The organism is Vibrio fujianensis, from assembly GCF_002749895.1.
In the GTDB taxonomy this organism is placed as follows: domain Bacteria; phylum Pseudomonadota; class Gammaproteobacteria; order Enterobacterales; family Vibrionaceae; genus Vibrio; species Vibrio fujianensis.
Genome location: NZ_NBUS01000042.1, coordinates 19,115 through 31,985 on the forward strand (window position 1 = coordinate 19,115; position 12,871 = coordinate 31,985).

Genomic DNA, 12,871 nt, shown 5'->3' on the forward strand with positions numbered 1-12,871 from the left:
GTTAATGCGATGGATGAGCCTTGTTTTATACATGTAGAGTTTAAAGCAAGCTGCTCAACGAGTTTTGCGATTTCTAATCGATAAATTAAAGCTGCCCACTCATCAGATTGGATAGACTCAGCAATCAACGTTTCAACCATTGCTGGTGTTTTTTCATGCTCTAATGCTTGTTTGATTTCGGTTGGCGTTAGATCTCGTTTCGTTGCAGAGACCAAGGTCGACTCGATTGAAGGACGCCATTGATACATGGGTTCATCAGGCTGGGTTTGCTCTGTGGATTGGAAATTTGGCGACATCGGCACCGCTGGTGTTTGGCTACGTTGAGCCACTCGTTCTAATACCGACTGTGGTGTTACAGATGCCGCACTAGGCTTTTTTGGCCCGTTTCCTTTAGACGTAAGCCCTTGACGCTGTGAGCGAAGTTGATGTCTTAATCCAACCACTGGAGAAGTGGTATCCTGCGCCGAATTCGGGGTAACTGGCGTAATTTCTTGTGCTTGCTGCTGTTCCTCTAAAGACACAGATGAAGACATTGGCATCGGCGCGACTTGTGTCTCTACCGGTATTTGAGGATCCGATGAAACCGAAGGGGTTACCTGCAATGCAGGTGAAGGCATCGCATTCGTTTCGGGTTGAGGATCAAACCGGTGGACCACCGAAACTTGTGAAGGCCGAAAAGCCATCATACGCAGCATGATCATCTCAATACCAACCCGCGCTGTCGGCGCGAGAGGAAGATCTTCTCGCCCTTTCAACGCAATTTGGTAGTACAACTGAACATCTTGTGGTGCTAACGCATTGGCTAAACTGCTAATTTTCTCTGCATCAGGCAGTGATTTATCCACACTAGATGGTAAAGCTTGGCACATAGCAATACGGTGTAATTGTGCTGCACACTGCTGTAGTAAACCATCCCAATCCACACCATAATCAGCCAGTGATTCAATACAACTCATCACCGTTTGCGGTTGTTTACTGCTAATCGCTTGTAATAAAGTCAATGCCTGATCGGTATCTAAAGTGCCGAGCATATGCACTACGGCGTCATAATGTATATGTCCGTTACCTAACGCAATTGCTTGATCTGTTAAGCTTAATGCATCACGCATACTGCCATCTGCAGCATGCGCTATCAAGGACAATGCTTTAGGCTGAGTGTCTACCTGCTCAGCTTGCAAAATGTGCTCAAGTTGCTGTTGGATTTTTTCAACTGCGATGGGTTTAAGATGAAATTGTAGGCAACGTGACAGAATCGTAACCGGTAGCTTCTGTGGATCAGTCGTTGCTAATAAGAACTTGACATACTCAGGCGGCTCTTCCAGCGTTTTTAATAACGCATTGAAACTATGCCGAGACAGCATATGAACTTCATCAATCAGATAAACCTTAAAACGACCTCGAGCGGGTTTATATTGTACGTTATCTAGTAGCTCACGAGTATCTTCTACTTTCGTCCGAGAAGCGGCATCAATTTCGAGTAAGTCAACAAACCGACCTTGATCAATCTCTTTGCATGTTGCACATTGCCCGCAAGGTGTCGAGGTGATTCCCGTTTCGCAGTTCAACCCTTTAGCAAATAAGCGTCCAATGGTTGTTTTACCTACCCCTCGAGTACCACTAAATAAATAAGCATGATGAAGTCGATTTTGCATTAAGGCATTTTCTAAGGCCGTCAATACATGCGCTTGACCAACAACTTCTTTAAACTTGGTGGGCCGCCATTTTCGTGCTAAGGCTAGATAACTCATGAAACCTTCCCTTGGGCTAATTAATGACCTTCAAATTCACAAATACTAAACACATGTAACCCTAAACGTTCAAGGCGTTTATCCCCACCAATTTCTGGTAAATTAATCACAAAAGCGGCATGTTCAACTTCACCACCAAGCTGGCGAATAAGCTTCGTTGTTGCTTCGATGGTTCCACCCGTCGCCAGTAGATCATCAACCAACAACACTTTGTCGCCGGGTTTAATCGCATCGACATGAATTTCTAATGTGTCTGTACCATATTCTAATTCGTAAGACTGCGCGAGTGTCTCTCTCGGTAACTTCCCGGGCTTACGGACAGGAACAAATCCAACCCCTAACTCTAGTGCGAGTGGTGCACCAAATAAAAAACCGCGGGCTTCGGTACCAACGACCTTATCAAATCCTAAGGGTTGATATTTTTTAGCCAGTAACTGGATGGTTGCTTGATAAGCTTTAGCATCTTCCAATAAGCTGGTGACATCACGAAATAAAATGCCAGGTTTGGGATAGTCTTGGATACTCTTGATGCTTGATTTAATAAAAGAGAGAGTTTCGGTTGTCATAGCTCAATTAACTTCGATTGGCTCATCACAGCTGAGGCTATTGATGATAATTAGAATTTTATGCACATTCACTGATGTGCATACGAAAAACAAAGGCCCACTCGAAGAGCGGGCACACTTCGCCATAATGCTAGTGATTTTTGGGTTGATTAGCAACTAGCTCATACGTCGGTAAACGGACAAACCAAGCGATCAGCACCATAAGACCGATAAAGAGCAGAATTTTCAACCACAAATGAGACACCACGACAATCGACAATGTGAAGCTAGCCAAAATCAACAGACAGCCACGCCGCTTCACTCGCCTTGAAACGGCACGATGCTGTTGCCAATGAACTAGAATTGGGCCAAATACGCGATGATGATTTAACCAATAATAAAACTTAGGGCTACCATGAAAAAAACAAGCGCTGGCTAATAAAATAAAAGGGGTGGTAGGAAGAAGCGGTAGCACAATACCCAAAATGCCAAGCAAAAGACTCAGCCCACCAACAAAGTTAAGTATCAAATGACGAATATTGATGATAGGCCTCATGAGTATAAATACACCGATATGCTTGTGATAAACAACGCTAAGCCAACGTCTCAACCGCTTTAACTATACCTAAACGGCTTGAAGTTGCAGGTTGGTGGCAAGTGAGCAAATCCCCATGAGCATAGGCAAACGATATGATTAGGGTAAACGAACCTAGCCAACACCGCTTCAGCTTCAAGTAGAAAGGGATAAGGAAACTATATTACTATTCCTCAAACACTGGATCCACCCTAGGGTCTGTTGAGCCTAGCTTTGAATGCCTTGGTAAATATCCAACGTAAAGCTACTCGCGCCGATACAACTTGCTGAGATTTGGCATCCTCGATGGATTGGAAGATCCTTGGTGATGAAGTTTTTTAAGCAATTTTCTCCCAATTTAATACCAGGATTGACCGAGTGCATGATATAACCGTTTGACCACTGGCAAGGCAAGCCAGCAGGTAACAGTGAAACCGTTCCATCGGTTAAGTCTGCTAAGCCAAACAACGCATCAATCGGCGCTCCGCCTTCAGAGCATTCAATCCCTCGTTCAAAAATCGCGGCTAACTCCTTCAAATCAGCATTATGGTGGCGTAAATTACGTAAATAATCATTGAATAATGCCCGAATTAGTAATGTGCTCGCGACACCTAACTCTTTATCACTGGATGAATCAATAATGTAAAAAATCAGTTGCCCATTGATCAACCATGCATAATCAAAGACTAAAGGCATCACATCCGTTGATTGTAATAAGCGATAGCTGCATTTCCAGATGCCTTGTGACGTATCATTCTCTGGTAGCAAGGCTTGTAATAGCTCTTTTGCGGTATTGGGATTTTCTCGTAAATACTCTAGATGCCAATGAAGCTCTTGCTCTTCTGGAATATCACCACCACCATCGACTCGAAACCATTGACTGGCAAAGTCGCGTTGGTCACTCAAATGATGAGTAGTATCTTCCAAGGTACTTTTGATTGCACACCGTAAATATTCATGGTTACCAATCGGTTTTGGTAAAAAATCTTTAATACCGTAACGCAGCGCTTTGGCTATTTCTGACATTTCGTCGGTAGCTGAAACCACAATTAGCGGTAATGACGGATACTCAAGGCTAACTTCTTCAACAAATTCGATGCCGTTCAACACTGGCATCGACAGATCGCATAAGACCAAATCAGGGTCATTACTGCGTAATTTTATCAGCCCATCAAGGCCATCTTCCGCTTCAACAACTTTATATCCCTGCGCAGAAAGGTAACCACTGGTCACTCGCCTAAAAATAGGGTCATCATCCACCAGCATAATCAACGTATCCTGTTCTGGCGGTTTTTCTGTGCGCCGATTCTCTCTAATATAGTCTTTGTACATGGTGTCGACCTTACGATGTGATTAGCGACTTAGCGTAAATTAGCGCTGGCTGCCTATAACCCATGATATTATTGTATTGATAATTATTTGTATTAATCACCCCCTAATTGCCGCACTTTGTTCTGTTTATAGAGCATCGTTAGCACGATAAAAGGAAGTTCTCGCTTACTTACAAAATAGTCACAAAAGACGATTTACACAAATATTCCTCTTTTTGTCGCGGTTACATACTATATGTATGGAATATCGCGAATCGTCCAACATGTTGATGTGACGCAACCTTTAAGCGAAGATATCCGTATAAATTACCTAGATTATTAAAATAATGTGGCAGGAATAATGAAATTAGATGATCTCAATCTCTTTCGACTGGTTGTCGAACATGGTAGCTACACCGCCACATCTCGTAAAACGATGATTCCCGTAGCGACCATTACTCGACGTATTCAGGCACTAGAAGACTCTTTAAATCTTCGGTTGTTAAATCGTCATGCACGTAAATTATCATTAACAGAAGCAGGAGAACGTTTTTTCCGAGATTGCTCACCATTACTTGAACGCCTCGCCGCGATGACAGAAGAAATTACCGACGAATGCCGTGGTGCATCGGGAACGATTCGTCTTTCATCCCCTTCCAACTTAACTAAGCGCATGATGATGCCGATGTTCAATGAGTTCATGCATCAATATCCAGAGATTAATCTTGAGCTTACGACCAGTAATCATGCCGACCAATTAGACCCTACCGAATGGGACGTTATATTCCGAGTTGGGCCTCAACGCGATTCCAGCTTAATTGCTAGAAAAATTGGTGAAGTTAAAGATATTTTGGTCGCAAGCCCTCACTATCTGATAAAACGCTCAGAACCCGCCCATGCTGAAGATCTCTCTCATCATTCGTTATTAAAAGGTGAGCCTTTGCTCAAGTGGCAATTGGTTAACAGCCAAGGCGAACACGTGATTAATAATGATCCGGGACGCTTTCAGTCTAACGCACTCAATGTAATTCGTAGTGCGTGCTCTGATGGGCTAGGAATCACGTTAATGCCTGATGTCATGCTAAAAGAGTTTCTTGCTGATGGCAGTTTAGTTCGTGTTTTACCGGATTGGAGTGCTAACCCTCGGGATATTTATATGCTGTACAACCACAAAGATCATTTACCTGAAAAAGTGCGCATATTCATTGACTTTGTCATTGCTTACCATATTCATTAAAACCGTCTTTGCCTACATCACTGCAGCTTTTAATAGTAAGGAGCAAGCGATGAAAAAGAGAGCGAGTATTTACACCGCTCCCTTTTTCATTTCATGGTGTTGGTTGTGCATTGAAAAGCAGGTCAGTAAAAGGTTTCGCCTTGCCCCGCTCGAGTCACTATCCCTTCACAAGGAGCAAAATGGTCACCATACTTCAGTGCGTGCTGATTCATCATTTCGACTAGCGCTTTCAATCCGAGATGATCCATGTAACGGAAAGGCCCGCCCAAAAATGGAGGGAAGCCGATACCAAAAATAGCACCAATATCCCCATCTCTTGCGGAGCAAATAATCCCTTCATCCAAACAGCGAACCGCTTCATTCAACATTGGCAGAACACAACGTAGAGCTATCTCTTGATCGCTCCACTTCGATTCTGGGGTTAGATTAAGGAGTTTATAAACCGATTTATCCACTTTTTTATTTTTATTCCCTTGATAAGCATAAAATCCTTTGCCGGTTTTTCGTCCTTTTCGATTATCGTTAAGTAGCGTTTCAAACACGTCTGGCCCTTGAAAACGAGGCCCAAGCTCATTTACCAACACAGGCATAATTTTCGATCCGACATCAATCCCAACTTCATCTAATAAAGTAATGGGCCCGACTGGGAATCCAAAGTTAAGTAGTGCGTTGTCAATATGCTCGATCGGTTCACCTGCTAACAACACTTTTGCCGCTTCATTCATATATGGTGCAAGAATACGATTGACGTAAAATCCAGCACAATCTTTAACAACAATAGGTGTTTTGCCTTGTTTCTTTGCTAAAGCAACCACCGTCGCAATAGTATCGGATGAAGTGGTAGTGTGAGGGATAACTTCAACTAAAGGCATTTTTTCGACGGGACTAAAATAATGCAATCCAACAATATTCTCAGGTCGTGCTGCTTTCGCTGCAATTTTAGCTATCGGCAAGGACGAAGTATTGGTTGCAAAAATAGTCTCAGGCTGAGCGTATCGCTCAACCTCTGCTACCATCTGTTGTTTGAGTGCTAGATCTTCAAATACAGCTTCAATCACCACATCTAGATGTTTAAATCCAGTAAAATCGGTACCGCCAGACAATTTCATCATCTGAGCCTGTTGTTGAGCTCGAGTGAGAATTTTGCGCTTACGCTGTTTATCAAACAGTTTGAAGTTATAGTTGAGGGCATTGAGTACCCCATCATTAGAGACATCTTTGATTCTTACTGGCAACTTTGCTTTAGCAACACTGACATAACTGATGCCCGCTCCCATTAGTCCACCACCCAACACACTTATGCGCTGGATCTGCCGAGGCTTGGCATCACTTCCATGCTCTTTTTTCATCTCTGTTGTGGCAAAGAAAATAGACCGTAATGCTTTTGATTCCGGAGTCATCACCAACTCACCAAAACGTATGGCCTCTATGGCTAATCCGGCTTTTAAACCTTGATCTAATCCGGTTTCTATGACCTCTAAAATGGCCTCGGCAGCTGGATAGTTTCCCCGTGTTTTTTGCATCGTTTTCTTACGGGCTTGATCAAAAATCAGCTTACGGCCTAACCCAGTATTGGCGATCAATTTTTCTTTGAGTGGTAACTTTACTTGGCTACGTTTTTTACCTTTATCACCGATAAAATGTCGCGCGACATCCAGCAAAACACTTTCAGGGACACAGGCATCCACTACCCCAAGCTTCTTCGCTTTTTTCGCTCTTATCTGTTTACCGGTTAACATTAAATCTAACGCGGGTAATAAACCAATTAAACGAGGCAAACGTTGAGTGCCTCCAGAGCCAGGAAGCAGCCCTAACATCACTTCAGGTAAACCTAATCGCGTTTTATCATCATCACTACACACGCGATAATCGCAAGCTAATGCTAATTCAAGCCCACCACCAAGACAGGGACCATGAATAGCTGCCACCACAGGAAAAGGAAAAGCTTGCAACTGTTGAAACATCTGTTGTCCCTGAGTGGCTAATGCTTGGGCCTCGGAAGCTGAACGACACGCATCTAACATTCGCACATCAGCGCCGGCAATAAAGTTATCAGGTTTTAATGAATGAATGATCAACCCTTTGAGCTGTTTTTTTTGCGCATCTAATTGCTTAAAAACCCCTTGCATTTCTTGTGCAAAAGCCGCTTGCAAGGTATTCATTTTTTCTCCGGGCACATCAATTGACAGCCATGCAATATGCTGATCATCGATCTTTAAGTGGAATGCTTTTACCTCACTCATTATTCAACCTCCAAAATCATGGCTGCGCCTAATCCACCGGCAGCACAAGCAGTATTGAGTGCTAATCCACCACCACGACGCTGCAATTCTCTCAATGTTTGGATCATCATTCTGGCTCCTGTCGCAGCAAAAGGGTGGCCATAAGCAATTGAACCACCTAACACATTAAACTTGTCCATATCAACCTCACCGATAGCTTGGCTGCGTCCTAAATATTGTTGAGCAAATTGATCGCTCGCAAACATTTTCAAGTTCGCTAACGTTTGCGCGGCAAAAGCTTCATGCATATCAATTAATGTTAAATCGCTCAGTTCAATACCAGCGCGATCTAGCGCGATAGGAGTGGCAAAAGAAGGCCCCATTAACATATCTTTTTCAACACCAATTGCAGAGAATGCATAAGAGCGAATATAACCCATCACCGGCAATCCCAGCGCTTTGGCTCGCCCTTCGCGCATTAAGATCAGAGCGGCTGCGCCGTCAGTTAGTGGGGTACTATTTGCCGCTGTGACCGTACCATACTGACGATCAAACGCCGGACGTAATTTTGCATAGCCTTCAAGGCTCGAATCAAAACGAATATTATTATCTTTGTCGATCCATGCCTTATAAGGCTCAGGAAATGCCGTCATCACTTCGCCGTTAATTTTTCCTTCATGCCATGCTTTGGCTGCAAGCGTATGAGAGCGGTGAGCAAGGGCATCTTGATCTGAACGCAAAATGCCATGTGACTTTGCCATTTGTTCGGCGGTTTGTCCCATTGAAAGCCCTGTCGAATACTCAGCAACCGCAGGTGGAACCGGCCTCAGATCTTTGATTGAAAGTGATTTTAATATAGCGAACTTTTGACTTAAGTTTTTAGCTTTACTTAATGCCAATAAACTTGCAGCTAGTTTTTTTGAAACACCGATTGGTAAAACCGAGGAAGAATCAGCCCCTCCAGCAATGCCAATATCTATCGTACCGGCCATAATACTTTCAGTCACATTGACTGCAGATTGAAAGCTCGTTGCACAAGCCCGAGTCACGCTATAAGCATCGGTGCTAATATTCATGCCTGTGCCTAATACAATTTCTCGGGCAATATTAGGGGCTTCAGGCATTTGTACGACTTGCCCAAACACCACTTGCTCTATTAAACGGGGATCGATATCGGTGCGAGTAAGCAGTTCACTCACGACCATTTTGCCTAAATCTACTGCGGGAGTTTGAGAAAAGGCGGTACTTTGGCGTGCAAATGGCGTTCGTAGCCCTGCAACAATCGCGACACGTTCACCAGAACGGGTTTTCACTTCCTGCTTGCCCATTATTTCTCCTTAAAATAAGAGGTCAGACCTGACAAGCATTGTAATCAAATTGTTACACAAATCAAACAAGTGTTTAAATAAACGTGATTCCGGCAACGAAAGGAAGGCAAAAAAAAACCACACAAGACTGTGTGGTCGGAATATATAAAAGCAATTAACTTACGCCAATTGAAATAATCAGTTTCCTGATTAGGAGAAAGTAAAGTCAGCCTTCAAAAGGAAGTGTCATCTTGCTCAACGTGTCAGTCACAAGGACTAACGAGATGACAAGTGTTAATATAGCGGCTTACCCATAAGATATTTTGAATTAGATCAATTTTATCCCCGTTTTTCGCCCCTTACGAGACCAAAAATTGATCCAAAACAACTTATAGCCAAACGACTGGGAGTTACAGGTAGGCAGCAAGGGAGTAACAAATTTGTCTGGAACAAATTTGAACAGCCGTAAGCTGGTCTTACGCCATTTTACTTTTTATGATCAAATCTGCTCTTTTATTCCCTTCCTTTTTATAGAGCCTTAACTCTATAAAAAGCCATTTTGTTACATTTTAATGCCAATTACGCATCATATTTTAAACTTTAAATACACATTAGCCAATGGTCGGATTTCTATCTTCTATACTAGCGTCTAGTATCAGCCACCAAATGAGTAAAAACTCAACACAACGCCCAACTAGAGGCGATATAAAAAGGAAAAGATCCAATGAACAAGACGCGTCTGTTTAAGCAGTCACTATTAGCGGTGACTATCTCTCTTACTACCCAACAAGTGATCGCAGCAGGATTCCAGCTCAACGCACAATCAGCTACCGGTCTTGGCCGTGCTTTTGCTGGCGATGCCGTTATCGCGGACAATGCCTCTGTCATGTCACGTAACCCAGCGACAATGACCCTCTTTGATAAAACAGCTTTATCATTAGGGTTTGAAACGATCACCTCAAAAATAAAAGTGAAAAACGCTACCTATACCGGGCCCATGGGAGCGAGTTCTGCTGACTATAATGATGCAGGTACTACCTCTGTCGCTCCTAATATTCATCTTATCGTACCTATCGATGAACAATTTTCATGGGGAGCTAATATTTACTCAAATTTTGGTACTCGTACTGACTTTGGTAAAGGATATACCGCAAACGAATTCGGTGGTGAAACGGAAATTCTTAGTGTCAATTTCGGTCTATCCGGCGCTTATCGTATCAATAAACAGTGGAGCATCGGTGCTGGTCTCGATCTGATCTATGGGCAAGGAACATTGAAACGAGCTTTCCGAGATGATTTCTATACTGGCCCTGTTATTAATCCAGAAACTGGGCTTTTAAACGCTTTAAATGGTAGACAGTTAGTTGATATAGATAAAGCAGATGGTTTTGGAGTCGGTTTTAATATCGGTACAGTTTTTGAGCTAAATGAAAATAACCGCTTTGGCTTATCTTACCGCTACACGCCAGAAATCACCGCGAAAGATGGCGATAAAGAGGTCAAACTACCATTACCTGATATGGCTGAATTCTCTGGATATCATCGCTTAGAAGACAGCGCCTTTGCCATCCACTATAGCGTCCAATACATAGGATGGAGTGCTTTTGATAAGTTAAAATTTAAAAATCAAAACATTAATGAAAAAGCATATGAGTGGCAAGATGGCTGGCACTATTCAATTGGTGGAACCTACTACCTAAGTCGTGATTGGACACTGCGTACTGGCTATATGTATGACACCAGTGCACAAGATAAGATCACCTCAATATCGGTTCCTGACTCTGATCGTCAGTGGTTTTCAGCTGGCTTTACCTATCACCTTGATGAGAAATCTAATGTAGATTTTGGCTTTACCTATTTGATGGGAAAAGATGTAAAAGTCAACGAAAGCACTCCGGCGTCCTCTATATCAGCAACAACCAAAGCTGATGCAATCCTAATGGGCTTACAATACAGCCGTACGTTTTAGTCAAGAATCATTATCAAACTTAAATATAACGGGCTGAAGTATCAGCCCTTTTATTATTTTTATCATCTTAATTTCTCTCATTTAAGCGAACAGATGTACTGGTTTCACCCACTTACACCCTACATGTGTACGCTGAAAAACAATCACCCCACCTCACGCAATAGAATAAAAAACTAAATAAATAAACATAAGCAAAATATAAAATCAAAAAATCCCATTTTATTGTTTTTCATTGTTAGCATCGCGTTCCGGTGGTTAAACTTCTCAACCACCTATTAGAATATTTCAGCGAACATTATCATGACAATAAATCGTACCGTGCTTACCACCGCTATCGCCTGTGGTTTGATGACACTCTCCTCCGCCTCACTTGCCGCGGGTTTTCAATTGGCTGAATATTCAGCCACCGGATTAGGGCGAGCGTATGCAGGAGAAGCTGCGATGGCGGATAATGCCGGCGCACAATGGCGCAATCCAGCGATGTTGACTTATCTTTTTGGCACACAAGTCTCTACCGGTGCGATTTATGTCAATCCTAATGTGGATGTGAATGGGACTGTTAATTTTCACAATGTTGTCTCTCACGCTAATGCGTCTGACTATGCCAATGACGCGGTTATTCCTAATTTTTATCTCTCTCATCAAATGAATGAACGGGTATTTCTAGGCTTAGCGCTAGGAACTAACTATGGCATGGAAACCGATTTATCAGGCTTTGCAGCCAGTCATTTTGGTGACGAAGCCATGATCAAAACGATGGAAGCCAACCTAAACTTAGGCTATCAATTAACCGAAACGGTCAGTATTGGCGGTGGTGTTCGATATGTGATGGGGGAAGGCCATTTTGGTGCTAGGGTGCCAGAGAAAAACTTCATTGGGCCTGGAGTATCCCTTCCCCAAGGTTCAACCCTAAAATATATGGAAGGCGATGACACCAGTTGGGGCTGGCAAGTTGGCACCACATGGCAAATTAATCCACAGCACCGAGTGGCCTTGAGCTATAAATCGGAAGTGGTGATGGATTTTGAAGGCCATGCGGAAGGCATAACTTATGGTAACTACAAGCCTGGGCAGCTTTCCATCACACTACCTGCAACAGCAGAACTGGCTAGTTTTCATCAGCTTTCCGAACAGTGGGCGATTCACAGTAGCATTAACTGGACAGATTGGAGCAGCTTTGATCAACTTACCGCTGAGTTTAATGATGGTTCAAGTGATTTAATCAAGTCGGAAAACTGGAAAGATAACTACCGCTTTGCGTTAGGCACCAGCTACATTTGGGATCAAGATTTAACCTTACGCGCAGGCATTGCCTACGACTTATCAGCGGTAAGTACAAAATATCGTACCGCGACTATTCCAGAAACCTCTCGAACTTGGTTAAGTGTGGGTGCGGGTTATCAAGCGACCAAACAACTTACGTTAGATGCCGGTTTTACTTATATTTTTGCCAAAAAAGCCTCCCTCGACGAGCCAAGGGAAGTGTCGGACGAAACGGCGGCATCTATTGCGGGTACCTACTCCGGAAAAGTAAGTGGTAATGTCTGGTTATTAGGCGTACAAGCCAGCTATCGCTTCTAAAGTCCTAGGGGTTGTTTGACCCTAGCCACAGCAGCATAAAAAAAGACTGAGGAGAATTCCTCAGTCTTTGGGTGCAAGCAAAGGTGTATCAACGATTCACTACTTTAACATTAGCCTGCTATCGGCTATGCCGCCAACTTTTTCTCTCATTAATTTGATCCTAGCCCCCCACCTTGAGGTCATATCTAGGGTCTGCTGACGCAACGTATCCCGATGTTCTTTTTCACAGTGTGCTACTTGATAATATAAAATCCTTATCATATAAAACCATAATTTTAGACCGTGTTTCATTGGATAAAGTTAAGCTACTATAAATCCTTACCAACCTAAAAAGGAAAAACCATGTCCGACGGCGATATCAAACAACAGCGGCACCAA

At 43.1% G+C, this 12,871-nt stretch carries 9 protein-coding genes; 3 read left to right on the forward strand and 6 right to left on the reverse strand.

The genetic code is table 11. From position 1 onward, the window contains the following. From dnaX to B7C60_RS09010, 4 genes are all read right to left on the reverse strand, one after another. Positions 1-1,748 (reverse strand): DNA polymerase III subunit gamma/tau (gene dnaX / locus B7C60_RS08995; RefSeq protein ID WP_245869078.1); only part of this gene is annotated, 1,748 nt, incomplete at its 3' end. 20 nt (positions 1,749-1,768) lie between these two features. Further along, on the reverse strand, positions 1,769-2,314 hold the full coding sequence (gene apt, locus B7C60_RS09000; protein WP_099611364.1) for an adenine phosphoribosyltransferase: 546 nt from the start codon (positions 2,312-2,314) through the stop codon (positions 1,769-1,771). Positions 2,315-2,444: 130 nt separating this feature from the next. Next, positions 2,445-2,849, reverse strand: coding sequence for a YbaN family protein (locus B7C60_RS09005; protein ID WP_099611365.1), 405 nt, complete (start codon positions 2,847-2,849; stop codon positions 2,445-2,447). 246 nt (positions 2,850-3,095) lie between these two features. Then, complete coding sequence (locus B7C60_RS09010; RefSeq protein WP_099611366.1) at positions 3,096-4,199, reverse strand: response regulator; 1,104 nt, start codon at positions 4,197-4,199, stop codon at positions 3,096-3,098. Positions 4,200-4,538: 339 nt separating this feature from the next. On the opposite strand from B7C60_RS09010, the gene B7C60_RS09015 reads away from it, so the two are divergent. Then, positions 4,539-5,414 (forward strand): LysR family transcriptional regulator, encoded by an 876-nt coding sequence (locus B7C60_RS09015; RefSeq protein ID WP_099611367.1) that lies wholly within the window; start codon positions 4,539-4,541, stop codon positions 5,412-5,414. A gap of 122 nt (positions 5,415-5,536) precedes the next feature. On the opposite strand, the gene fadJ is transcribed toward B7C60_RS09015, so the two are convergent. After that, positions 5,537-7,657, reverse strand: a complete 2,121-nt coding sequence (gene fadJ, locus B7C60_RS09020; protein ID WP_099611368.1) for a fatty acid oxidation complex subunit alpha FadJ — start codon at positions 7,655-7,657, stop codon at positions 5,537-5,539. Further along, a complete protein-coding gene (gene fadI / locus B7C60_RS09025; RefSeq protein ID WP_099611369.1) occupies positions 7,657-8,964 on the reverse strand; it encodes an acetyl-CoA C-acyltransferase FadI in 1,308 nt (435 codons plus the stop codon). The genes fadJ and fadI overlap by 1 nt, the downstream gene beginning before the upstream one ends. Positions 8,965-9,667: 703 nt before the next feature. Here fadI and B7C60_RS09035 point away from each other — a divergent pair. Together B7C60_RS09035 and B7C60_RS09040 are read left to right on the forward strand one after the other, a co-directional pair. After that, on the forward strand, positions 9,668-10,912 hold the full coding sequence (locus B7C60_RS09035; RefSeq protein WP_099611370.1) for an outer membrane protein transport protein: 1,245 nt from the start codon (positions 9,668-9,670) through the stop codon (positions 10,910-10,912). Positions 10,913-11,212: 300 nt separating this feature from the next. Continuing rightward, positions 11,213-12,493, forward strand: coding sequence for an outer membrane protein transport protein (locus B7C60_RS09040; RefSeq protein ID WP_099611371.1), 1,281 nt, complete (start codon positions 11,213-11,215; stop codon positions 12,491-12,493). Positions 12,494-12,871 lie beyond the last annotated feature (378 nt).